Raw genomic sequence first — 21586 nt, 5'->3', positions numbered from 1 at the left:
AGTTTTATTCACCCGGCAGAATGACTCCGAATAAATAAAACTTGCTCTAAATCTCGACGTTCAAAGGCTTGTCATAATCGGAGCGTAACGCGAGACTATTCCAGAGGAATCATCCATGCGCTATGCAATCTACTTCACGCCGCCATCGGCCGACCCGCTATTGAAAGTGGCAGCGAACTGGCTTGGCCGCAACGCGTTCACCGGCCAGCCGGTCCGGCCGCCGCAAATTCGTGATCTGGCGCATGAGGATTTCGCCCAACTGACCGAATCGGCGCGCCGCTATGGGTTTCACGCGACGCTGAAGGCGCCGTTCCATCTGGCTGAAGGCATTGAAGAGCGGGAATTGCTGTCTGCCCTCATGCATTTTGCATCTTCGATCGATCCGGTTGAAATTCCCAAGCTGACGATCGCCAATCTTGAGGGGTTTTTTGCCCTCGTGCCGGAAGAGCCGGTGGACCGGCTGAACCAGCTGGCCAATGACGTGACCGTTGCCTTCGACCGGTTCCGCGCGCCGCCGAGCGAAGCGGAGATCAAACGCCGCAATCCGGAAAAACTCTCGCTGGCCCAGCGCCGCAATCTGGAACAATGGGGCTACCCCTATGTTTTCGAGGAATTCCGTTTCCATATGACGCTGACGGGACCGGTTCCCGAGCGGGACCGGCCAAAAATCGAACGCATTTTGAGTGAATTCTTGGAGCCTGTCCTCGAAGAGCCGGTCGAAATCAACAATCTCGCTTTGTTTACGGAAGCCGAGCCTGGCTTTCCCTTTGAAATTCACTCGCTGCATCCGCTGGCCGGAACCAACCGTAGAAAGACTGCCTGATCATGTCCGCCGAATTGATCCTGAACAACGCGCAAATCGTTCTCGAAGATGACGTCATCAAGGGATCCGTCCTGATCCGTGACGGCAAGATCGCCGATATTTCGACCGGAACGGCAACGGGCGGGGAAGACTTTGCCGGTGACTACCTCATTCCGGGGCTTATAGAGTTGCACACGGATCATCTGGAGGGACACTACTCGCCGCGTCCGCGCGTGCGCTGGAACCCGATTGCCGCGGTGCTCGCGCACGACGCGCAAATCGCCAGCTCCGGTATCACCACGGTCCTCGATGCGCTGCGTATCGGCCTTGACCGGGATGCAGACATGTCCGCCGGGGAAATCCGCAAGCTGGCCGATGCGATTGAAGACAGCGTGCAGCAGGATCGCCTGCGTGCGGATCACTATTTCCATCTGCGCTGCGAAGTGTCGGTGGCCGACTGCCTCGACGGCTTCCACTACTTCGACAATGACAGCCGCGTCCGGTTGGCATCCCTCATGGATCACGCCCCGGGCCAGCGCCAGTTTGTCGATCTGGAAACCTACTCTTATTACTATCAGCGCAAACTGAAGCTTTCTGATCTCGAGTTCAATGTGTTCTGCGAAGAGCGCATGGAGGAATCCGCCCGCCACTCCGCACCGCACCGGAAAGCCATTTCGGAGCTATGCCGCGAGCGTGGTATCGTGCTCGCCAGCCATGACGACGCAACGACCGCGCATGTTGACGAAGCGGTGGAGCAGGGTATTCGCGTGGCTGAGTTCCCGACAACGCTGGAGGCCGCCGCTGCCTCGAAAAACGCGGGCCTTGCCGTCTTGATGGGCGCTCCCAACGTTGTGCGTGGCGGTTCGCATTCCGGCAACGTTTCGGCACGCGAACTGGTTGAACACGGCCATCTCGACATTCTGTCTTCCGACTACATTCCATTCAGTCTGATCCAGTCGACGTTCTTCCTGAGTGATGTGGTCGAGGGTATCAGCCTGCCGGACGCCGTTCGGCTGGTAACCAAGAACCCGGCCGAGGCGGTTGGTTTCGATGACCGCGGCGTGATCGAGGTCGGCAAGCGTGCCGATCTGGTGCGCGTTCGTGTCGACGAGCATATTCCGGTTGTTCGTACTGTCTGGCGTGAAGGTCGCCGGGTGGTCTGATGGCGGCAGCAATGATCGAACGAGCACTCAATCCCGCATCTGCACCGCTGCGCAACGGCGTATTCATCGCCGTTGTTGGCCCGAGCGGTGCGGGCAAGGACACTATTCTGGATTTCGCCCGCGAGGCCCTGCAAGGGCAGCCGGATTTCCATTTTGTGCGCCGTGTGGTGACACGGCCGTCAACGGTTGACGCGGAAGACCATGACAGTCTGAGTGAAGAAGAATTTCTGACTGCGCAGCGGGCAGGAGCATTCTGTCATTGCTGGGAGGCACACGGCCTGCGTTATGGCTTGCCTGTCTCGGTGGACCAGTACGTGGAGCAGGGTGTTGTAGCCGTTGCCAATGTTTCCCGTGGCATTCTGCCGGCGTTGCGGGATTCCTATGCCAACTTCATCGTGGTGCATATCACCGCATCGCATGACGTTCTGGCGCAACGTCTGGCTTCGCGCGGTCGGGAAGATGCAGAGGAAATCAAACGCCGTCTGATGCGGGCAGTGCCAAATCCCTGCGATCCAGCCGATGCCGTCATGATCGACAATTCAGGTGCTGTGTCCGATGCGGGCAATGCGTTTGTTGCCGTTTTGAAGAAGTCTGCAGCGTTTGCCGCTGTCTCAGAGCAAATCTGAAACAAAACTCCAAAACCGGGCCCGACATACAAAAACCGGGGGCAAGCCCCCGGTTTTATCTGGCTTTTCAGCCTTCTTAGAAGTTGCGCTGGAAACGCACTGTGCCGCCGAATGCATCGTCACTACCACCATTGGCAAGGGAGTCAGCCTTACGGTCGCCGTCAAACTTGGTGTAGTTGAGTTCCGGCGTGATCACGAAGCCCGGAACGATTTCATAGGCAACGTTGAGTGCAGCGGCAACAGTGCCTTCTGACTCATAACCGACGAGACCATTGACTGTCGCCTTGTCGGAAACCTTGGCCGCAAGACCACCCCAGGCAGCCCAGTCACCATGCCATGGCGCAAGGAAATTGCGGTTGACGCGGGTATCATCATAGCCGGACTGATAGCCGCCCATGACAAAGGCGGAGAATGTATCGGTGAACTTGACGTCGAAGCGCAGTTTACCGGCGAACTCTTCGACGTTGGAGTCATAACCGCCGATCGCGCTAACACCGCCCCAACCCTGTTCGAACTTCACACCGGCCATCAGATGCGGCAGATAATCGTCAATCACATAGTCGGAATAGCCTTCATTGACCGACCCCTGTTCAGCGGCGATGATTGCCGACAAACCATTGCCTGCGGCATAGGTATAGCTGACCTGGTTGGTTGCCCAGCTGTTGTAGTTGATCACGTCATCATTGATGATATCGCCGGCATAGTTGGTCCATGAGCCGAAGATTTCGTCGGCGACACCGATGCGGAAACCACCGAGCTCAATGAACGCCTGGGGTATGGTGCCTCCACTGTTCTCGCCATTCGTATATTCGAAACGGGTCTGGATGTAGGAACGCAAGGTGCCGAGTTCGGTTTCCGACCGGGCATCAAAGCGAATTTCCGTCCGCAGATGCTTGTTCCAGGTGCCATACTCGCCACCGTTGTAAACATCGTCACCAACACCAACATCATAGCGCAGATAGCCGCCGATTTTCAGGCAGGTTTCGGTACCGGGAATGTAAAAGAAACCTTTACCGTAAGCATCGCAGACGCGAACGTATTCGACGGGTTCGGGCTCTGCAACGACGACAGCATCAGCTGCGCGCGCACCAGTTACTGCAACCAACGCTGCAGCCGAGCCGAAGAGAAAAGCTTTGATGTTCATGGGAGAGCCTCCATCCAAATCAGTGAATCACTTTTAGGCCGAATATTATGATGGTGTAAGACTGAAATAATGTCGAACTTCCAGTTCGGTAAAGCTTGTTGCGGTTTTATCACGCTACTTCGTATGTGCGCCGGTCCTCGCGCAGCAATGCCGCCATGATCTCAGTTCGGTGGACAAAATCGGCTTTGCGCTTTATGACGGGCGGCGTGACGCATGGAATGTAGGCCGTTTTGGTTTGACCATTATGCCCGTTCTGCGAAACTGGGAATTGCGCCATGGGGCGCCCGGTAATCAATCGAAAGCATCTGGACGTGGCAATGATGGCTGAACCTTGCAATGGCTATAAGCACAATCGCTTTGCGGTTGCGCCGATGATCGATTGGACCGATCGCCATTGCCGGACGTTGCACCGGCAGTTTTCACGCCATGCATTGCTCTACACGGAAATGATCGTTGCCGATGCGGCCATCCACGGCAATCGCGATCGTCTTTTGGGATTTTCCAGCGATGAGCATCCCGTTGCCCTGCAGCTGGGCGGCTCCGACCCGACCAAGCTTGCCGAGGCTGCGCGGGTAGGGGAAGCGTTCGGTTATCGCGAGATCAACCTGAATGTCGGCTGCCCGTCCGACCGTGTACAATCGGGCACGTTCGGTGCCTGCCTGATGAAAACACCTGATCTGGTGGCTGCATGTGTCCGCGCCATGAAACAGTCGGTGTCCATTCCCGTAACAGTGAAATGCCGTATCGGTGTTGATGACCAGGATGTGGAGCAGGCGCTCGATGATCTTGCCGGTGGCGTGTTTGCGGCCGGTGCCGATGCCCTGTGGGTGCATGCCCGCAAGGCCTGGCTCAAAGGGCTTTCACCGAAGGAAAATCGGGATATTCCCCCGCTGGATTATGATCGTGTTTACAGGCTCAAACGGCAAAACCCGAGTCAATTCATTGGGATCAATGGTGGTATTCAGACGCTTGATGAAGCATTTCATCATTTGAATCATGTGGACGGGGTGATGGTCGGCCGCGCGGCTTACAATAACCCGACGATGCTCCTCGACGTGGACGCGGCGATATACGGCGACGCGCATCCCGCAGCATCGGTTGATGCGATCATCGACCATATGTGTGCCTACGCGGATGAGCATATCCGTCAGGGAGGGCGCGTGTCGCATGTGGCACGCCATATGGTCGGTATGTTCCATGGCGCCGCCGGTGCCCGTCGCTGGCGTCAGATACTCTCGACCGAGGCCAATAAACCCGATGCGGACAGCGGCGTTATCCGCCGCGCTTATGAAGCCGTGCAGACTGCTTTGGCCGATCAGGCCGCCTGAACTTTTTCTAATCCGACAGAATCAGGCGGTCGCCGCGCACAGAAAATCCGCTCAGGGTATTGAGAAAATTCATGCCGAGCAGGCTGCCGTCCATGCGTCCGTCCTGCGCCACCATGGCACGGATGTTGCGGCGCTCTATGGCGCCGATCCTGATATCATCCAACGTCACGATGGCGGCGGTGGCGGCGCCGTTTGCCGTCATGATCGGCGTCCTGTAGGAAAGCTTGTCCGGATCAAGCCCGGCGCGCCGCGCATCGTCATGAGAGAGCACAATGGACGATGCGCCCGTATCGACCATGAAGCTGACCGACGCGTTGTTGACCGATCCATTGACCTCGAAATGGCCGCTTTCGGCCTTGGCCAGCGTCACGGTCACAGCGCCATCACCATCCCTGCTTGAAATCGGGCTGCCTGGGATCAGGCCTGCAGTGATGCGGTGGCCGATGTCCTGCAATTCGTAGCGATATTGATAGCCCGCGACCAGCGCGAGCAAAATGATCAGCCACATTGCCATGTTGCGCAGGAAATGGCCGAGAGGGATGCCGGAGCCGAGCAGGCCCGCCGCAAGGGCAATACCCCAGATGCTCATATAGGCGAGGCGGGCAAACTGATCATTGGCCAGACCCAGTGTCGTGCCGCTGTCGTTGTTGGCCATCAGGAGCAACAAAGCCGCGGCCATAAGGGCAATGATAATCCAGAACAGGCGGGGCATCAGATACCCTGTTCCTTTTCGCGCGCCATACGGCCGCGGCGCGTTTCGCGGCGGGGGCGGCGTTCGATGGTTTCCATGCGGGCGGGGAGATCTGCCATGATGGTTCGCCGATTATCCGGTGACATCACTGACCACGCGCCGATTTCCTCGCGCGTGCGCCCGCAGCCGAAGCAATAACCGGTCTTCATATCGATGGCGCAAACGAGGATGCAGGGTGACTCGATAATGCTCATATCCCAGATTTGGTACGGTTAGAGTACAATGACAAGCCCGAGCAAAAGGGAAATCGTTGCCAATTGCTGCATGGCGCCCAACGTATCGCCGGTCTGCCCGCCGATTTTATCGCGGCAGAGGGCTGAAAAGCCATAAAAGACTAATGCGGTCAGGCATGCGGGAACAATCACGGCAAATGGTCCTCCGGCTGCGCCATAACCGATGACAAAGACAATGCCGCCAATAACAAGGGCAAAATTGGCAGCGTCTGCCGTCGGTATTCCGGCGCGGTCGGCAACGCCGCCGGACCGCGCGGAAGGTAGTGTCTGCCAGAATTTGCTGAGAACCGCGCGGCTTGCTGCTTCGGTTGCCACCAGAACGGCAATGGACGCAGCCGGGCTGAGTTCGCTGAGGATATCCATGTAGAATGCGATACGCAGGAGAACGGAGATAATGAGCGCGAGCGTTCCATAGGAACCTATTGCCGAATCCTTCATGATTTCAAGGCGCCGCTCGCTGGTCTTGCCGCCGTAGAAACCATCGGCGACGTCGGCAAGCCCATCTTCGTGCAGCGCACCGGTGACAATGATCGATGCCGTGACCAGCAGCAATGCAGTGACGAATTCGGGCAGATCAAGCGCCGCGCCTGCGGCGATCACCACAGCCGGCGGCAGGGCGATCAGGATGCCGGCCAGCGGAAAGCCGCGGACAGTATCGTGCAGCGAGCCCTCGTAACCCTCGAACCACTGTGGCGAGACCGGCCAGCGCGACAGAAAGGCCAGTGCGCGCATCGTTTCCTTCACCAGATCCATGACATGTTCCTGTTGACCAAGGGGTCTGTTGACAAAGGAGCAATGGACCGCGGGCGCGACATTCAATGCCGTGCGATGGCCTTTGCGTTTTCTGTTCCAAAGCTTATAGGACGTGCATTGATAATTTGCCATGAAGACTTGGTTGCAAGGAATATCATGACCACTGGCCTGCCATTTGACGATTTTCGCACTCTCATCGAAACCCTGCCTGGACCTGACGAGGCTGCCGTTGCTGCTGTTCGCAAGCGTGATTCGACCTTGACCAAGCCGCCGGGCGCGCTGGGCCGCATGGAAGAGATCGTGGAGTGGCTTGCCGCATGGACAGGCCGCCCGCGCCCGCAGGTAACCCGCCCGCTGGTTGCGGTTTTTGCCGGCAACCATGGCGTTACGGCCAAGGGCGTTTCGCCCTATCCATCGTCAGTCACCGCGCAGATGGTGGAAAATTTCGCGGCTGGCGGTGCGGCGATCAACCAGATCTGCATCGCTAACGATCTCGGCCTGAAAATCTTCGATCTCGCGCTGGAATATCCGACCGCCGATATCACTGAAGAAGCGGCGATGGACGAAAAGACCTGTGCGGCCACGATGGCGTTCGGCATGGAATCCATTGCAGGCGGCACGGATCTTCTGTGCATCGGCGAGATGGGCATCGGCAATACGACCATTGCGGCGGCGATTTTCCACGCCCTCTATGGCGGCACGGCGGAAGAGTGGGTCGGACCCGGCACGGGCGCGACCAGCGACGGGATGAAGCGTAAGGCGGATGCCGTGCGCACGGCTGTGGCGCTGCATGGCTCGCATTTGAAGGACCCGCTCGAAGTGTTGCGCCGTCTCGGCGGGCGCGAGATCGCGGCGATGGTCGGTGCCATTCTGGCGACGCGCGTCGAAAAAATTCCCGTCATTATCGATGGCTATGTCGCGACATCGGCCGCTGCAATTCTGCATGCCGCCAACCCCGAGGCCATCGATCATTGCCTGTTCGGGCACGTATCGGCAGAACCGGGCCATCGCAAGGTTCTGGAAAAGCTCGGCAAGAAGCCGTTGCTGGATCTTGGCATGCGGTTGGGCGAGGGCACCGGCGCAGCGCTGGCGGCCGGTATCGTCAAGGCTGCCGCACTCTGCCACAGCGGTATGGCGACATTCGATCAGGCGGGTGTCAGCAACCGGGATTGACGATTGTCGAATGGCCGACCCCGGATAATTTGCCGGGGTCGGCCGGCTGACCCGATCTAATCTGCTTTTTTCTGCACGTCCTGTCGAACAGCATTGACTGCCAACCGTTCCAATAGACTGCGCAGCACGTTCATTTCATCTTCGGTAACATCTGCACGCAATCGTGCGTCGTAGGCTAAGGCGACGTTCCGCAGGCGATGAAACATCGTGCGCCCGGTCTCGGTCAATTCGACGAGATGAATACGTCGATTGTCCGGTGCCCGTTTTCGCACCAGCAGCCCTGCGTCCTCCATGCCATTCAAATGATGCGTCAGGGTGGGCCCCTGAATGCCAACCTCGTCGGCCAATTCCGACTGCATTCGGTGGCCACCGCGTACAAGCGCCAGCAGGACAAGCCAGACGGATATCGAACCGCCCTCCGCAGCCAGAGCGTCGTCGAAGGTACGGGCGACGGTTTTGGCGGTGCGCGTCACCAGCAATCCGATTGGCGTATGTGCAATTCCCATTTTAATCCTTTGACATCGAATTGTTAGATATCTATGTATTATTCGTTCGTATCAATCAAGGTGCCAACGCGCGTAGATGCGCGGACAGGGAGGTTCGTAATGCCAGTCTTTCTGATGATATTGCTCGCCATTCACATATTGTCATCGATTTTTTGGGCGGGGTCGACGTTTACGCTCGCCCGCATGGGTGGAGCGGGAAGCCAGCAATTCTTTCGGCCGCAAATGGGGGCCGCCGCGGTAGCATTTCTGAGTGGCGCTGCGTTGATGGGGCTTTATCACGGCAGTTGGCTATCAGGCTCCGAGACGGTTCTCGGGATCGGCGTATTCGCCGCCATTGCTGCTGCTGGCGTACAGGGTGCCCTGCGTAGAAAACCTGATGTGTCGCATCGTATTGCAGCCGGTCTGCTGGCGATCACTGCTGTCTGCATGGTGATCGCGCGATTCTTTGCCTGAACGCTGAAGGCAATGCTGGCACGTCGAGTGCGTGCCAGCATAACGGCGTTGCTTCAGAATTCCTTGCCGATTTTGGCGTCAACCGAATAATTGCTGGCGCCGCGGACGACAAAGAAAAACAGGATCGCGGTCCAGAGAATGGATTTCTCCGAGCCTGACCATCCCTGTCCCTGCACGATCCAGTGGAAGTAGACCGTCACCAACAGCACGATTGTCGTGGCAAGGGCGGCGGGCCGGGTCAGCAAGCCGAGTGTCAGCAGGATTCCGCCAAAAAACTCCGTTGCCGCCAGCAGCGGTGACCAGAACACCCCCGGATAAAAACCGAGCCCCTCGACCATTTCGACGGCACCGAACGGATTTGCGATCTTGCCGGACCCGTGTACGACAAGCGCCCCACCGGCGATGACCCGCAGAAGTGTTTCAGAGAGTTGCGCCAGACCATTGTAGACGCCGCCTAGGGCGGGAATGATCAGCGGGCGGTTATTTCCATTTGCGTTCATGAAGCTTCCCCATGTGAACCTGTTGCACGGACAAGCAATGGAGAGGCGCTAAGTAACGAGCAAATAACAATAAATTGAAGTTGAGTTTTCTAGGCAACTTTTCGCGGTTTTGTGGCTTTCCCGCTCAAACCGGTATTGTGCAGGACCCGCGCACGGGGAAAGGTGGCGAGGGCTTCTGTTCCTTCGCGCAGCTTGGAGAACAGGTGGAATTCGCCGTCATGCATGTGGACGAGGGCCTGAACGATAGGCAGGCCGAGGCCTGTTCCCTGTTCGGCATTCTTGATGGCGATGGAACCCTGGCCAAAGGTCGACAGGACAACGGGGATTTCCTCCGGCGGAATGCCGGGGCCGTTGTCACGCACCGAGACGTACTGGCCACCACCTGCCGTCCAGCCAACCTTGATGTCAATGCGGCCATTCTGCGGGGTGAATTTTACCGCATTCGCGAGGAGGTTCAGGATGATCTGGCGAATCGACCGCTCGTCCGCCCGCAAGTTCCACAGACCTGTCTCGAACTGGGGAACCAGCCGGATGGCCTTGTTGCGCGCTTTCAGATCCATCATGTGGATGCATTCGTCGGCAATATCGCTCAGAAGCAGCGGTTCCTCGTTGATGGAGTAACGGCCGGCTTCGATCCGGCTCAGGTCGAGAATTTCATTGATCAGATTGAGCAGATGTTCACCCGAGGTATGGATATCGCTGGCGTAATCACGATAGGTCGGGTTCTGCATGGGGCCGAGAACTTCCTTGGCCATCACCTCGGAAAAGCCAAGGATAGCGTTGAGCGGCGTGCGCAGTTCGTGGCTCATGGACGCGAGAAAACGCGACTTGGCAAGATTGGCTTCCTCGGCGCGGCGGCGGCCTTCGTCGGACATGGCATTGGCTGTTTCCAGCTCGGCAATCAGCGCGTCTTTCTCCGCCTGCAGGGCGAGCGACACGGAAACGGAACGGTTGAGGCGTGTGGCGACGAGATAGAAGAACGCAAGCCCGGCAAAGAGCATGATGACCATTGTCGCCTGTATCGGGCTCTGAAGATGGCTCGTGGCGAGGATCGTATAGGTGATGACAGGCACCGTGAAGGCCGCGAGAATGGCTGCCCGCAAGGCCGAACAGATGATGGCGGTGATGGCCATGGCCAGGATCAGGACAACGGCCTGTATGACCGGAAACAGGCTGATGCCGCAGGTGGTGCAGCTCAGAAAGGAAAAATAGGCCCAGCCCATGCTGGTGAGGAAATGGCCGCCGAGATAGATGACCTGCCAGTTCTTGACCTGCTCGTCCGTGATGCCGATCTTTTCCAGACGGCGCGCCAGAAGGCCGAGGATCACATAAAGGCCGATGGTGATGCCGGCCCAGACGACCATGTCCCGGCCAAAACCGGCGAGCACACCAGCGACAGCGATCATGGTGATGAAAAGCGGAAGCGTGGCAGCGTTGACGATCAGTGCGCGGGTATGCATGAACAGCAATTCGCGCTCGAAATGCTTGACGCCGGCATGTTCCATCAAGCGGTCACGGGCGCGCCGGACGACGACAGACAAATCCTTGTTGCGCGGCAGTTTACGCCGGTCAACAATGTTTTTGTCTGCACTTGCCGCGTCGAGTAATGCCATGCGCCTCGTTCCAGATCGCCGTTTGTCTGCTCATTCGGCAGCATTGCATCGCAAGCGTATTCATAAATGATTAAAAGACTTCAAATTTGCGCAGGAGAATCAACCGATATGGAAGTCAATGTGCGATGAATGGCCGATATCGCCCGCGCTGGCAGCGCCCGGCTCAGCCGCCGCGATCATTCGGCCGGAAGCTGATCGATTACACCCTGATGCTGGTTTTCTTTGCTCTCGTCGCCCTTCTGGCAGCGCGGCTGTCGATCCCCCGCGATGAGCCGGAGATATCAGGCAAAGCCTATGTCATCGATGGCGACACCATTGTCCTGACGGGCAAGCATGTGCGCCTGAAGGGCATAGATGCGCCGGAGCTTGCCCAGCGCTGCGGCGAAGGACAGGATGATTACCCTTGCGGCCAGGTTGCGCGGCGCGCGTTGGACAAGTTGATCGGCGGCAGAGCGGTACGGTGCACGATAAGCGGTAAAGACAAGTACAAGCGCGACCTCGGGACCTGCTTTGCCAGTGAAACCAACCTGAACCGGGCGATGGTTGAAGCCGGTCAGGCAACGGGCTATGGAGATTATCAAACGGAAGAAATGCGGGCTCGTGGGGAACGAAAAGGCCTTTGGGCGGGTTCCTTTGACAGGCCGCAGGACTGGCGGAAAGTGCATGAGGGAAACATGGAAACGCCACCTTCATTCATCGACTGGCTGGTCGACGGGATCAATGGCGTCTATGACTGGATTGATCAGAAATTGGGAGAGCTCTGGTGAAACTGTATGATGGAGGACGCGCGCCAAACCCGCGGCGCGCCCGGATATTTCTGGCGGAAAAGGGTATCGATGTGCCGCTTGTGCCCATCGATATGGGCGCAATGGGACATCGGTCGGCTGAAGTCACGGAACGCAACCCAATACAACGTCTGCCTGTTCTCGAACTGGATGACGGAACTGTCATCACCGAGTCCGTGGCGATCTGCCGGTATTTCGAGGAACTGTATCCCGAACCTGCCCTGTTCGGGCGGGGTGCGCTCGGCAAGGCGCTGGTGGAGATGTGGCAGCGGCGGGTCGAACTGCATCTGCTTGCGTGTGTTGCCGCAGCGTTCAGGCACATTCATCCCGCCATGATCGAATGGGAAGTGCCGCAAATCCCCGAATGGGGCGAGGCAAACAAACCGAAGGCTCTGGCATTTCTGGATATTCTCGACAAACACCTTGAAAACAACGCATTCATCGCGGGCGGTGACTACTCCATTGCCGATATTACTGGCCTTGTCGCCATCGATTTCTTCAAACCCGCCCGCATCCAGATGCCCGATCACGTCACCCATGTAAAACGCTGGCACGAAGCTGTTTCAAGCCGTCCCAGCGCCAAGGCGTGACAGATTGAACGCGTTGAGCCCGGTTCTGGATAGGCTGTCATCGCAGATCAAGGCATGCCGCCTCTGCCGGGACGCGCCGCGCTATCTGCCGCCGTTGCCGAATGAGCCCAATCCGGTCTGCGTGCTGTCGCAGACCGCACGCATCGTCATTTGCGGGCAGGCACCGGGCATCCGGGTTCACAACAGCGGCGTGCCGTTCAATGACCCCTCCGGTGACCGTTTGCGTGAGTGGCTCGGGGTGGATCGCGATGCATTCTACGACAGGGACAAGTTCGCCATTGTACCGATGGGCTTCTGCTTCCCCGGTTATGATGCGCATGGCGGGGATTTGCCGCCGCGCAGGGAGTGCCGCGAGACCTGGCATGACAGTGTGTTTGCGTCCATGCCGCAGATCGAGCTCATCCTCACGATCGGCCAGTATGCGCAAGCCTATCATCTGGGAAGCCGCCGCCGTGCCAGCATGACGGATACGGTGTTTCACTGGCAGGATTATTTCAATGTAGTGTCCGGACCTTCCATTTTACCCCTGCCGCATCCGTCGTGGCGCAACAGCGGGTGGCTGCGCAGGAATCCCTGGTTCGGAGAGAACGTTCTTCCTGTGCTGCGAGAGAAGGTCAAGATTCTAATTTGACTGCTTTCCGGATGAAATTTTTTTGAAGTTTACAAAGTTTAGAATAATTTTCTTGTACGGTAGTGGAATTACGGACCATAAAGTATCCCATTCCAACGGGACAAGAGATCATGGACAGACTCGACCGAAAAATTCTTCGCCTGCTGCAGGAGGATGCAACACTTGCGGTGGCTGACGTCGCCAAGAAGGTAGGGTTGTCGACGACGCCGTGCTGGCGCCGTATCCAGAAACTGGAAGAAGATGGCGTGATCCAACGCCGTGTTGCGATCCTCGATCCGGTTCGTGTCAATACGCGTGTCACGGTGTTCGTGTCGATCCGCACCGGCGCTCACAACAACGAGTGGCTGAAGCGTTTTTCCGAGGTGGTTCAGGAATTCCCTGAAGTGGTCGAGTTCTACCGCATGAGCGGTGACGTCGACTATCTCCTGCGGGTGGTTGTGCCCGATATTGCCGCCTATGATGCCGTCTACAAGCGCCTGATCGCCAAGATCGACATTCGCGATGTGTCCTCGGCATTTGCCATGGAGCAGATCAAATACACGACAGAACTGCCGCTCGATTACATGAGCATCGAAAAGGAATCGGGCTGATTTCTCAGCCCGATACTTTGGCGATCCAATTCTGACAGCCGGATTATTTCTCCAGCCGTGCCAACAGGGATGATGTATCCCAGCGCTTGCCGCCCATATTCTGCACCTGTTTGTAAAACTGATCGACCAGCGCGGTGACAGGCAATTGTGCACCGTTGCGATCGGCCTCGTCGAGACAGATGCCCAGATCCTTGCGCATCCAGTCGACGGCAAAGCCGAAATCGTATTTCCCTGCATTCATGGTCTTGTGGCGGTTTTCCATCTGCCACGAGCCTGCCGCTCCCTTGGAAATGACTTCGATCACCTTCTCGATATCGAGTCCGGCCTTCTTGCCGAAGTGAATGCCCTCGGCCAGACCTTGGACCAGACCGGCAATGCAGATCTGGTTGATCATCTTGGTCAACTGGCCTGCGCCGACAGAACCCATCAGACCAACCATCTTGGCAAAGGATTCGATGACCGGCTTTGCCTTGTCGAAAGCATCTGATTCGCCACCGACCATGACTGTCAGGACGCCATTTTCCGCGCCGGCCTGGCCGCCGGAGACCGGGGCATCAAGAAAATGGAAGCCGCGTTTGCGTGCTTCTTCATCCAGTTCGCGCGCCACTTCAGCCGATGCGGTGGTGTGATCGACGAAGATCGCGCCCTTTTTCATTGTATGGAAAGCGCCGTTCTCACCAATGGTCACGGCCCGCAGATCGTCATCATTTCCCACGCAACAGAAGACAAAATCCTTGTCCGCAGCTGCTTCTCCCGGAGTTGGTGCATGGTGGCCATTGAACTCGGCTGCCCACTTCTTTGCCTTCTCGCCATTGCGATTGAAGACGGTGACGTCATGGCCCCCACGAGTCTTCAGGTGACCCGCCATCGGGTAACCCATAACACCAAGACCAATAAATGTGACTGTTGCCATTCCGTAATTTCCTCTGTCAGATAGGCTATGCGTTCGAAGAATTGCGGGAGAGGTTAGGACAATGCGGCGGATCATCAAAGGCCTATTGTGGATTGTTTTTTCTCTCATCCCCCTCGCTCTTCTGGCCGGCGGCATCGGTTATGTCTGGCTGGCACGTTCCGTAGCTCCGGCCACGGGCGAGATGGTGCTGGCAGACCTCTCCGCGCCCGTCACGGTCACGCGGGACAAGAACGCGGTGCCGCATATTGTCGGCAGCAATGTCGATGATGTCCTGACGGCTCTCGGCTTTGTCCACGCACAGGAGCGCCTGTGGCAAATGGAAGTGACCCGCATGGCCGGGCAGGGGCGCCTCTCGGAGATGTTCGGAGACAAAACGGTTTCGACAGACCGGTTTCTGCGGTCACTCGGCGTTTATGAATCCGCCGTCGCCTCGGCTGCGGCACTTGATCCGGCCGATCGCAAGCGCGTCGACGCCTATGTCAAGGGAATCAACGCTTTCATCAACAGCAAGGGGCGTTCGTTCGCATCCAAATATTCGCCGGAGTTTGTCATCCTTGGCTACAAACCGGATGAATGGACTGCAGCCGATGTCATTGTGACATTGAAGATGATGTCAGTAACGCTTGCGGCCAATATCGATCAGGAAGTGTTCCGGCTGAAATTTGCCCGGCTCGGAATGACGGATGCCGAAATAACCGATCTGCTGCCGCCGGTGGAAGGCGATACGCCGCCACCCATGCCGGATCTCAAGCAACTGCTTGGTCTGCCGAGCGGAACGATCAAGACCGGCGCCCTCGAAGCCGAGCAGCAATTTGCCTCGCTCAACGCCATCATGTCGACCGGGGCGTCGAACAACTGGGTTGTCGGTGGGGCCAGAACCGAAACCGGAAAGCCTATACTGGCGAATGATCCGCATCTTGGCCTGATGGCGCCTGCTGTCTGGTATCTCGCCCATCTTGAGGTGCGAGGTGCCGATGGCGGCAGCAGAAATCTCGTCGGCGTCACACTTCCCGGTGCGCCACTGGTGCTGCTCGGGCGCAATGACCGTCTGGCATGGGGCTTTACCAATACCGGCTCCGACGTGCAGGACATCTTTGTCGAGCGCATCAATCCGGCCAACGCAAATGAATATCAGACACCGGAGGGATTTGCGCCGTTCCAGAAACAGCCTGTCACGATCAAGGTCAAAGGCGCCAGCGACGTGACGTTTGACCGATTGGTGACGCGGCACGGTCCTGTGCTGCCGGCTGATTACCGCGGGCTTGATCATTACCTGCCTGAGAATACGGTTGCGGCCTTATCATGGACTGCGCTTGCATCGGATGACAAGACCATATCGGCTGGCCTGAAGCTGTGGGATTTTGCCAACGTCACCGACTTCCAGAATGGGATGCGCGATTTCGTGACGCCCATGCAATCGATGGTCATTGCCGATGTCGACGGCAATATCGGTCTGATCGCACCGGGCCGGGTGCCCGTGCGCGATCCGGCCAACCGGATCATGGGGCGTGCGCCGTCTCCGGGCTGGGACGCGACCTATGACTGGAAGGGCACCATTCCCTATGAGGAACTGCCGCGCAGCTACAATCCTGCCGAGAATGTCATCGGCACCGCCAATACCAAGATGGTCGATGCAGCTTATCCGCATTTCCTGACGTTCGACTGGGACGAAGCCTGGCGCTTCGAGCGGATCAAGTCGTTGCTCTACGGTGCAAACCAGCAATCGATGGAGACCAACCGCAAGGCGCAGGGCGATGCCTATTCCAATGCCTATGCGGTGCTGGGGCCTGTCATGCTGAAGCTCATTGAAGGGCGCAAGGATGTCGATCAGGCCGCTTTCAAGCAGTTGAGTCAGTGGGATTATGTCGAGGACCGCAATCGCATCGAGCCGCTGCTCTTCAATGCATGGCTGCGCATGGCAACCAAACGTATCGTCGAGGATGATCTGGGTGAGGCGTTCCCGACCTACTGGCAGGGCCGCGTGTCGGCCATGCTGCGCTGGCTTGGACCCAATCCGGCGCGTGACTGGTGTGATGACGGGCGCACTCCGGAAAAGGAAAGCTGCGGTGACGTGCTTGCCCTTGCGCTTGGCGATGCCCTGAAGGATCTGGACGGGCGTCTTGGTCCGGACCGTTCGAAATGGAACTGGGGCGCCGTGCACTATGCCTATGGCGCGCATCGCCCTTTTGCACAGGTCAGTCCGCTCGACCGCATCTTCAATGTGGACGTGCCAGCCTCGGGTGGCGCTTTCACGCTGGACCGGGCAAAATCCCTGTTCACGGATGAAAGCAATCCGTACCGCGCCGTGCACGGCACCAGCTATCGCGGACTGTTTGATCTGGCTGATCTCAATCGCTCGACTTATATCCAGACAACCGGCCAATCCGGAAACGTGTTTTCAGCCAATTATCGCGATTTTGCACAGAAATGGGCTGATACGCAGGCGATCACCATTCCGACGGACGAAAAGGCCTATCAGGATGGTTTGCTCGGGATCTGGCGGCTGAAGCCGCAATAGGGTGTCAGGTGAGAGGCGTCATGACCGCTTTCTGGTAGGCGGGACGGGCCTTGAGACGCTCATACCACGCAAGCAGATGCGGGTGATCAGGACGCTTGATCGGCATTTCGAACCAGGCATAGGCAAAGCAGCCGAGCGGTATGTCACCGACGCCGAAATCTGAACCGGACAGATAGGGCTCGGCGGCAAGGGCCGCATCGGCGATGGCAAACATCTCGCCGCAGGCCTCAAGGCCTTTTGCCTTGGCGGCATGGTCCTGCTGGTCAGGTGCGAGACGCACGGTGTTCCAGAACACGTCGCGAAACGGACCGGCAATGCTGGACGTTGTCCAGTCCATCCATTTTTCCGCGCTGGCGCGTTTCGTGGCATCTTCGATATGCAAGGTAGACTTGCCGTATTTTGCCGCGAGATAGCGGACGATCGTGTTGCTTTCCCAGAGGGCGAAGCCATCATCTTCAATGGCGGGTACGCGGCTGTTGGGGTTGATGGCGCGATATTCCGGGCTGTCAACAATGCCATGGGCGCCGCCAGCGGGAATGTTTTCATAGGGAATGGACAGTTCTTCGGCGGCCCAAAGAGCCTTCTTGACGTTGGACGAGTTGGCTCGTCCCCAGATTTTCAGCATGATTGTTTCTTTTCGGTAAATTGAATCAGCGTATCAGATGTCGGGTGATACGACGCTCCATCCAGTCCCAGATGTGACGCAGTACTTCCACCAGCAGGAGATAAATGATAGCCGCCCAGAGGTATGCCTGGAAGTCAAAAGTTCTGGAGTAGGCGAGCTTCGTATAACCCATGATATCGTAAACGGTGATCAGGGCGACAATAGCCGAACCCTTGATCATCAGGATGACCTCGTTGCCGTAGGGACGCAGGGCAACGATCAGCGCCTGTGGCAGGATCACCTTGCGGAATGTCACGAACTTGGAAACGCCCAGGGAGGCGGCGCCTTCCCATTGTCCGAGCGGTACACTCTGAATGGCACCCCGCAATATTTCCGCCTGATAGGCGGCCGTATTGAGTGCGAATGCCAGAAAGCCGCAGTACCAGGCTTCACGGAAAAACCACCACAGGCCGATCGTTTCGAGGAAGCTGCGAAACTCGCTGACGCCGTAATACATCAGGAAAACCTGGGCAATAAGCGGTGTGCCACGGAAGAAATAGACGTAGGCATAAGCGACTGCAGAGGCGATCTTGTTCTTGGTCATTCTGCCGTAGGCAACGGGAATCGACAGGATTGCCCCGAAAATGATGGAACTGAATACCAGCGTCAGGGTGGTGACGAGGCCCTGCCAGTATTTTGGACCATAGGTCTGGATCAGAACGATGTCCCAAGCACTGTAAAGGTCGAGCAGAAGACCGATGATCAGCGCCGCCCAGAAGGCGACGAGCACATGGCCGATGATCCGTGTCTTGGTCCAGCGTTTCACCGGTGCAGGCGGGCGGGTCACCGCCGTTGTCCGGGCGTTGAGGAAGCTTTCGGTCATCGCCTCACTCCGCTGGCTGTCGTGCGCCGTTCAATGGCATTGATCACGAAGGATGAGAGAATGGCCAGCACCAGATAGATCAGGCAAGCCGTGCCGTAGAACAAGAAAGCATGCTTGGTCACGCGCGCCGCAACGCCAGTCTGGCGCAGGATGTCGGCCAGTCCGATTGCGGATACCAGCGCCGTATCCTTGAGCAATATCATCCAGAGATTGGAGAGGCCGGGCAGGGCGACGCGTATCAATTGCGGCAGAACGACTTTCCACATGGTCTGGCCATAGGAAAGGCCGATGGCGTATCCGCCTTCATACTGGCCGCGTGGAATGGCGCGAAATGCGGAGAGGAAAACTTCGCTGGCATAGGATGAAAAGACCGCACCCATGGCGAACATTCCGGCCAGAAAGGAGTTGATTTCGATGGTGCCGGAAAAACCCAGCAATGCACCGAGCTTCTGGATGCCGATCTGAGCACCGAAATAGACGAGAAACAAGGTAAGCAGTTCAGGCAGGCCACGGAAAATCGTGGTGTACATATTGGCCGCAAGTCGGATGGAAGGTTCTTCAGCCTGTTTGCCAAGGGCCACGAAAAATCCGATGAGCAGTCCGATGGGCAATGTTGCAAGCGCAAGAGTGACAGTCACAAGAATGCCGCTTGCAATACTCAGGCCCCAGCCGCCTTCACCAAATCCCAATAACGCAATTGAGCCCATAGGCTTCTTTCATTCTTTTGCAGACCATTCCCCAGTGCCCGATTTTTCGAGCCGGCCTGTCATTTTTGAATTCAGAGATCAGGAAATGGTTGGCGGAATAGCTCCGCCAACCATCATTGGCCGTTTTCGAAGCCTAGTCTTAGTTATTCGGCACCATAAACGTCAAGTTTGAAGTACTTGTCGTTGATTTCCTTGTACTTGCCGTTCTTGCGGATCGCGAGAATCGCGTCGGAGAACTTGTCGGCGAGGGCGGTGTTGCCCTTTTTGACTGTCACACCGGCGCCGGGGCCATGGATGACCGGATCAGGTGTAATCGTGCCGAGAAGCTTGCAGCATTTGCCGGCATCGCTGTCGAGCCACTGTCCAAGCACGACGGAGTCGTCCATGGCTGCATCGATACGGCCATTGGCAAGGTCGAGCTTATATTCGTCGGCGGTCGGGTACATCTTGATGTCCGAACCGCTATACTTGGCTTCGGCAAAATTGGAGTGGCTGGTCGAAGCCTGTACGCCCAGTGACTTGCCCTTCAGGGATTCCGGTGTGACATCCTTCAGTGCGGAATCCTTCGGTACGGCAATGCCGGGCGGCGTGTTGTAGTACTTCTTGGAGAAATCGACCTTCTTCAGGCGTTCATCCGTGATGGACATGGACGCAATGATCGCGTCGAACTTGCCAGCCTGCAGAGCAGGAATCATGCCGTCCCAATCCTGGGTGACGAAAGTACACTGTGCCTTCATCTCCTCGCAAAGCGCCTTGCCGATATCGATGTCGAAGCCTTCCAGCTTGCCGTCCGGCGTCAGGTTGTTGAAGGGCGGGTAGGCTCCCTCTGAAGCAATGGTCAGCTTCAGGGCGTCCTCTGCATGGGCCGCTCCCATGGACAATGCAAAGGCAACGGCAGCAACGCCGAGTGCGAGACGCTTGGTGATACGCATTATTCAACCTCTCTTTTGTGGCCCGGCTGTTCCCCTGTTCTTTTGGACAGCCTTCCGGGCAAGGTCGCAGTTTTTTCACTGCTCCTGACCGGCGATATTCCCACTAGTTTTCTCATAAAAGCAACCGGGAATCTTCTGCTACCTTGCGATTCAAGACGGCAAAACCACATAATTGTTGCAGGATTATATTTTTGTTGCGCAGCCTCCGCGCGAAACGTCATTTCCTGACACGCCTAGCGGGCAAGACCCATCTCGTGCTCGATAAAATCAGCCAATCCTTGCGTGTTATCAAGATCGAAAACGGGAATCTGTTCACCTTCTATGGGGAAATCGCTGGCGATGGCGACAATGCTGGGATCGTTCTGTGCGAGGCTTTCACCGGAGCGGCCCTCGCGCCGCCGCGTCTCGATCTTCCTATGTCCTTCGCGCTTGTAGCCCTCGACAAGAACAAGATCGCACGGGGCAAAACGCGCAACAATTTCCTGCAATGCCGGTTCGTTTTCGTCATTCAGTTCGTGCATGAGTGCCCAGCGGCGGTCTGAAACGATTGCCACTTCGCCAGCACCGGCCTTGCGGTGGCGGAAGGAATCCGTGCCTTCCTTGTCAATATCGAAATCATGGTGGGCGTGTTTGATGGTGGAGATCTTCCAGCCGCGCCGCGTCAGTTCCGTGACGAGCTTCACCGTCAGCGTCGTCTTGCCAGAATTCTTCCAGCCGGTAATGCCAAAGATGCGGTGGGTCATGGACTTGGCTCCCGGTTCTGCAGTTTTGTGATCATGGATCGGGCAAGAGCAAGATCGTCGGGTCGATTGATATTGAAGAACGGATCAAACGCAGCGCCTGCCTGCGTCTCAATAAGGGGGAAGTCCACCGCATGATGCGGGTGACTTTCAATCCATGTGCGAACGCGGCGGTTCTGCGGATCGTGCATCCACTGTTGCAGATCGTGTCTCATCGCAACCGGCCAGAGCCCGAAAACGGGGTGCCATATCGCGTCAGAAACAGCGACGGCGATGTGATCCGGGGCACCCGTGATTGCCCCACCAAGTCTGGTGACGAGATCGCGGGGAAAGAAGGGGGTGTCTGTCGCAACTGTCAATATGTGCGTGAACGGAACAGCTGCATCGGCGGCCCATTGCATGCCGGCAATGATGCCCGCGAGCGGCCCCGCGAAACCGCTTACACTGTCTGCAATGACAGGACGTTCGAGATTGGCAAAGGCAGCCGTGTCGCCATTGCTGTTGATGGCCATAGTTTCGAGTTGGGATGACAGGCGCTCGACGATGAAATCGATCAGCCGGGCCTTGCCAAAAGGTAGAAGTGCCTTGTCATGCCCGTCCATGCGGCTTGAACGGCCACCGGCCAGAATGATTCCCGCAATGCGCACG

Annotated in this window: 25 protein-coding genes; 11 read left to right on the top strand and 14 right to left on the bottom strand. The window is 57.4% G+C overall.

Annotated features, from left to right (window positions below; translation table 11 throughout):
* The first annotated feature begins 115 nt into the window (after window positions 1-115).
* The 3 genes from FHW16_RS10830 to phnN are packed head-to-tail and all read left to right on the top strand — an operon-like array spanning window position 116 to window position 2591.
* Window positions 116-823 (top strand): DUF1045 domain-containing protein, encoded by a 708-nt coding sequence (locus FHW16_RS10830; protein WP_182549207.1) that lies wholly within the window; start codon window positions 116-118, stop codon window positions 821-823.
* 2 nt (window positions 824-825) lie between these two features.
* Window positions 826-1965: an alpha-D-ribose 1-methylphosphonate 5-triphosphate diphosphatase gene (locus FHW16_RS10825; RefSeq protein ID WP_182549206.1), complete on the top strand. Its 1140-nt coding sequence runs from the start codon at window positions 826-828 to the stop codon at window positions 1963-1965.
* Complete coding sequence (gene phnN, locus FHW16_RS10820; protein ID WP_348643875.1) at window positions 1965-2591, top strand: phosphonate metabolism protein/1,5-bisphosphokinase (PRPP-forming) PhnN; 627 nt, start codon at window positions 1965-1967, stop codon at window positions 2589-2591. The genes FHW16_RS10825 and phnN overlap by 1 nt, the downstream gene beginning before the upstream one ends.
* Window positions 2592-2667: 76 nt before the next feature.
* On the opposite strand, the gene FHW16_RS10815 is transcribed toward phnN, so the two are convergent.
* On the bottom strand, window positions 2668-3735 hold the full coding sequence (locus tag FHW16_RS10815) for a porin (protein WP_182549205.1): 1068 nt from the start codon (window positions 3733-3735) through the stop codon (window positions 2668-2670).
* A gap of 317 nt (window positions 3736-4052) precedes the next feature.
* Between FHW16_RS10815 and dusA the strand changes: the two genes are divergently transcribed.
* Window positions 4053-5063 carry a tRNA dihydrouridine(20/20a) synthase DusA gene (gene dusA / locus FHW16_RS10810; protein ID WP_182549204.1) on the top strand — a complete coding sequence of 337 codons (1011 nt, stop codon included), beginning with the start codon at window positions 4053-4055 and terminating at the stop codon, window positions 5061-5063.
* Window positions 5064-5070: 7 nt separating this feature from the next.
* Here dusA and FHW16_RS10805 read toward each other — a convergent pair whose 3' ends face one another.
* From FHW16_RS10805 to FHW16_RS10795, 3 genes are read right to left on the bottom strand one after another with little or no spacing between them, the layout of a single operon-like run.
* Window positions 5071-5775 carry a retropepsin-like aspartic protease family protein gene (locus tag FHW16_RS10805; RefSeq protein ID WP_182549203.1) on the bottom strand — a complete coding sequence of 235 codons (705 nt, stop codon included), beginning with the start codon at window positions 5773-5775 and terminating at the stop codon, window positions 5071-5073.
* Complete coding sequence (locus tag FHW16_RS10800; protein ID WP_182549202.1) at window positions 5775-6008, bottom strand: DUF1289 domain-containing protein; 234 nt, start codon at window positions 6006-6008, stop codon at window positions 5775-5777. Before FHW16_RS10800 ends, FHW16_RS10805 begins: the two co-directional genes overlap by 1 nt.
* A gap of 18 nt (window positions 6009-6026) precedes the next feature.
* Window positions 6027-6800 carry an adenosylcobinamide-GDP ribazoletransferase gene (locus tag FHW16_RS10795; protein WP_182549201.1) on the bottom strand — a complete coding sequence of 258 codons (774 nt, stop codon included), beginning with the start codon at window positions 6798-6800 and terminating at the stop codon, window positions 6027-6029.
* 153 nt (window positions 6801-6953) lie between these two features.
* Here FHW16_RS10795 and cobT point away from each other — a divergent pair, with 153 nt between their 5' ends.
* Window positions 6954-7973, top strand: a complete 1020-nt coding sequence (gene cobT, locus FHW16_RS10790) for a nicotinate-nucleotide--dimethylbenzimidazole phosphoribosyltransferase (protein ID WP_182549493.1) — start codon at window positions 6954-6956, stop codon at window positions 7971-7973.
* A 56-nt stretch (window positions 7974-8029) separates the two neighbouring features.
* On the opposite strand, the gene FHW16_RS10785 is transcribed toward cobT, so the two are convergent.
* Window positions 8030-8479, bottom strand: coding sequence for a MarR family winged helix-turn-helix transcriptional regulator (locus FHW16_RS10785; protein WP_182549200.1), 450 nt, complete (start codon window positions 8477-8479; stop codon window positions 8030-8032).
* 99 nt (window positions 8480-8578) lie between these two features.
* On the opposite strand from FHW16_RS10785, the gene FHW16_RS10780 reads away from it, so the two are divergent.
* Window positions 8579-8932: a hypothetical protein gene (locus FHW16_RS10780; protein ID WP_182549199.1), complete on the top strand. Its 354-nt coding sequence runs from the start codon at window positions 8579-8581 to the stop codon at window positions 8930-8932.
* Between the two features lie 53 nt (window positions 8933-8985).
* Here FHW16_RS10780 and FHW16_RS10775 read toward each other — a convergent pair whose 3' ends face one another.
* Complete coding sequence (locus FHW16_RS10775) at window positions 8986-9432, bottom strand: DoxX family protein (protein WP_182549198.1); 447 nt, start codon at window positions 9430-9432, stop codon at window positions 8986-8988.
* Window positions 9433-9521: 89 nt separating this feature from the next.
* Window positions 9522-11045, bottom strand: a complete 1524-nt coding sequence (locus FHW16_RS10770; RefSeq protein WP_182549197.1) for a sensor histidine kinase — start codon at window positions 11043-11045, stop codon at window positions 9522-9524.
* A gap of 125 nt (window positions 11046-11170) precedes the next feature.
* On the opposite strand from FHW16_RS10770, the gene FHW16_RS10765 reads away from it, so the two are divergent.
* The 4 genes from FHW16_RS10765 to FHW16_RS10750 all read left to right on the top strand — a co-directional run bounded on the left by FHW16_RS10765 (window position 11171) and on the right by FHW16_RS10750 (window position 13641).
* On the top strand, window positions 11171-11812 hold the full coding sequence (locus tag FHW16_RS10765) for a thermonuclease family protein (RefSeq protein WP_182549196.1): 642 nt from the start codon (window positions 11171-11173) through the stop codon (window positions 11810-11812).
* Window positions 11809-12420, top strand: a complete 612-nt coding sequence (locus tag FHW16_RS10760; protein ID WP_182549195.1) for a glutathione S-transferase N-terminal domain-containing protein — start codon at window positions 11809-11811, stop codon at window positions 12418-12420. The genes FHW16_RS10765 and FHW16_RS10760 overlap by 4 nt, the downstream gene beginning before the upstream one ends.
* Before the next feature lie 13 nt (window positions 12421-12433).
* Entirely contained in the window at window positions 12434-13051 is a 618-nt protein-coding gene (locus tag FHW16_RS10755) for a uracil-DNA glycosylase family protein (protein ID WP_182549492.1), read from the top strand.
* A gap of 110 nt (window positions 13052-13161) precedes the next feature.
* Complete coding sequence (locus FHW16_RS10750) at window positions 13162-13641, top strand: Lrp/AsnC family transcriptional regulator (RefSeq protein WP_091877656.1); 480 nt, start codon at window positions 13162-13164, stop codon at window positions 13639-13641.
* A gap of 43 nt (window positions 13642-13684) precedes the next feature.
* Here the strand turns inward: FHW16_RS10750 and FHW16_RS10745 are convergent, their stop codons facing one another.
* Window positions 13685-14554 carry an NAD(P)-dependent oxidoreductase gene (locus tag FHW16_RS10745; RefSeq protein WP_182549194.1) on the bottom strand — a complete coding sequence of 290 codons (870 nt, stop codon included), beginning with the start codon at window positions 14552-14554 and terminating at the stop codon, window positions 13685-13687.
* Window positions 14555-14615: 61 nt separating this feature from the next.
* Between FHW16_RS10745 and FHW16_RS10740 the strand changes: the two genes are divergently transcribed.
* The gene (locus FHW16_RS10740) at window positions 14616-17072 is read left to right on the top strand and encodes a penicillin acylase family protein (protein ID WP_182549193.1); all 2457 of its coding nucleotides are present in this window, start codon (window positions 14616-14618) and stop codon (window positions 17070-17072) included.
* A gap of 4 nt (window positions 17073-17076) precedes the next feature.
* Here FHW16_RS10740 and FHW16_RS10735 read toward each other — a convergent pair whose 3' ends face one another.
* The 6 genes from FHW16_RS10735 to mobA form a co-directional block, all read right to left on the bottom strand.
* Window positions 17077-17697, bottom strand: a complete 621-nt coding sequence (locus FHW16_RS10735; RefSeq protein WP_182549192.1) for a glutathione S-transferase family protein — start codon at window positions 17695-17697, stop codon at window positions 17077-17079.
* A 25-nt stretch (window positions 17698-17722) separates the two neighbouring features.
* Window positions 17723-18559 carry an ABC transporter permease gene (locus FHW16_RS10730; protein WP_182549191.1) on the bottom strand — a complete coding sequence of 279 codons (837 nt, stop codon included), beginning with the start codon at window positions 18557-18559 and terminating at the stop codon, window positions 17723-17725.
* Window positions 18556-19266 (bottom strand): ABC transporter permease, encoded by a 711-nt coding sequence (locus FHW16_RS10725; protein WP_182549190.1) that lies wholly within the window; start codon window positions 19264-19266, stop codon window positions 18556-18558. Before FHW16_RS10725 ends, FHW16_RS10730 begins: the two co-directional genes overlap by 4 nt.
* A gap of 143 nt (window positions 19267-19409) precedes the next feature.
* Entirely contained in the window at window positions 19410-20198 is a 789-nt protein-coding gene (locus FHW16_RS10720) for an ABC transporter substrate-binding protein (protein ID WP_182549189.1), read from the bottom strand.
* A 233-nt stretch (window positions 20199-20431) separates the two neighbouring features.
* Entirely contained in the window at window positions 20432-20941 is a 510-nt protein-coding gene (mobB, locus tag FHW16_RS10715; RefSeq protein WP_182549188.1) for a molybdopterin-guanine dinucleotide biosynthesis protein B, read from the bottom strand.
* Window positions 20938-21585, bottom strand: a complete 648-nt coding sequence (gene mobA / locus FHW16_RS10710; protein ID WP_348643874.1) for a molybdenum cofactor guanylyltransferase MobA — start codon at window positions 21583-21585, stop codon at window positions 20938-20940. The genes mobB and mobA overlap by 4 nt, the downstream gene beginning before the upstream one ends.
* Between the last annotated feature and the right edge of the window lies 1 nt (window position 21586).

It is taken from the genome of Phyllobacterium myrsinacearum (assembly GCF_014138285.1).
GTDB lineage: Bacteria > Pseudomonadota > Alphaproteobacteria > Rhizobiales > Rhizobiaceae > Phyllobacterium > Phyllobacterium myrsinacearum_A.
This window is presented reverse-complemented; position numbering and strand designations above follow the sequence as displayed.

What these genes read in the sequence shown, in the direction of transcription:
- dusA (WP_182549204.1), top strand. Translation starts at nt 4,053, where the DNA reads ATGATGGCTGAACCTTGCAATGGCTATAAGCACAATCGCTTTGCGGTT.
- FHW16_RS10735 (WP_182549192.1), bottom strand. Translation starts at nt 17,697, where the DNA reads ATGCTGAAAATCTGGGGACGAGCCAACTCGTCCAACGTCAAGAAGGCT.
- FHW16_RS10795 (WP_182549201.1), bottom strand. Translation starts at nt 6,800, where the DNA reads ATGGATCTGGTGAAGGAAACGATGCGCGCACTGGCCTTTCTGTCGCGC.
- FHW16_RS10805 (WP_182549203.1), bottom strand. Translation starts at nt 5,775, where the DNA reads ATGCCCCGCCTGTTCTGGATTATCATTGCCCTTATGGCCGCGGCTTTG.
- phnN (WP_348643875.1), top strand. Translation starts at nt 1,965, where the DNA reads ATGGCGGCAGCAATGATCGAACGAGCACTCAATCCCGCATCTGCACCG.
- FHW16_RS10775 (WP_182549198.1), bottom strand. Translation starts at nt 9,432, where the DNA reads ATGAACGCAAATGGAAATAACCGCCCGCTGATCATTCCCGCCCTAGGC.
- FHW16_RS10745 (WP_182549194.1), bottom strand. Translation starts at nt 14,554, where the DNA reads ATGGCAACAGTCACATTTATTGGTCTTGGTGTTATGGGTTACCCGATG.
- FHW16_RS10780 (WP_182549199.1), top strand. Translation starts at nt 8,579, where the DNA reads ATGCCAGTCTTTCTGATGATATTGCTCGCCATTCACATATTGTCATCG.
- FHW16_RS10800 (WP_182549202.1), bottom strand. Translation starts at nt 6,008, where the DNA reads ATGAGCATTATCGAGTCACCCTGCATCCTCGTTTGCGCCATCGATATG.
- mobB (WP_182549188.1), bottom strand. Translation starts at nt 20,941, where the DNA reads ATGACCCACCGCATCTTTGGCATTACCGGCTGGAAGAATTCTGGCAAG.
- FHW16_RS10750 (WP_091877656.1), top strand. Translation starts at nt 13,162, where the DNA reads ATGGACAGACTCGACCGAAAAATTCTTCGCCTGCTGCAGGAGGATGCA.
- FHW16_RS10770 (WP_182549197.1), bottom strand. Translation starts at nt 11,045, where the DNA reads ATGGCATTACTCGACGCGGCAAGTGCAGACAAAAACATTGTTGACCGG.
- FHW16_RS10815 (WP_182549205.1), bottom strand. Translation starts at nt 3,735, where the DNA reads ATGAACATCAAAGCTTTTCTCTTCGGCTCGGCTGCAGCGTTGGTTGCA.
- FHW16_RS10725 (WP_182549190.1), bottom strand. Translation starts at nt 19,266, where the DNA reads ATGGGCTCAATTGCGTTATTGGGATTTGGTGAAGGCGGCTGGGGCCTG.
- FHW16_RS10765 (WP_182549196.1), top strand. Translation starts at nt 11,171, where the DNA reads ATGAATGGCCGATATCGCCCGCGCTGGCAGCGCCCGGCTCAGCCGCCG.
- FHW16_RS10730 (WP_182549191.1), bottom strand. Translation starts at nt 18,559, where the DNA reads ATGACCGAAAGCTTCCTCAACGCCCGGACAACGGCGGTGACCCGCCCG.
- FHW16_RS10830 (WP_182549207.1), top strand. Translation starts at nt 116, where the DNA reads ATGCGCTATGCAATCTACTTCACGCCGCCATCGGCCGACCCGCTATTG.
- FHW16_RS10720 (WP_182549189.1), bottom strand. Translation starts at nt 20,198, where the DNA reads ATGCGTATCACCAAGCGTCTCGCACTCGGCGTTGCTGCCGTTGCCTTT.
- FHW16_RS10785 (WP_182549200.1), bottom strand. Translation starts at nt 8,479, where the DNA reads ATGGGAATTGCACATACGCCAATCGGATTGCTGGTGACGCGCACCGCC.
- FHW16_RS10825 (WP_182549206.1), top strand. Translation starts at nt 826, where the DNA reads ATGTCCGCCGAATTGATCCTGAACAACGCGCAAATCGTTCTCGAAGAT.
- FHW16_RS10740 (WP_182549193.1), top strand. Translation starts at nt 14,616, where the DNA reads ATGCGGCGGATCATCAAAGGCCTATTGTGGATTGTTTTTTCTCTCATC.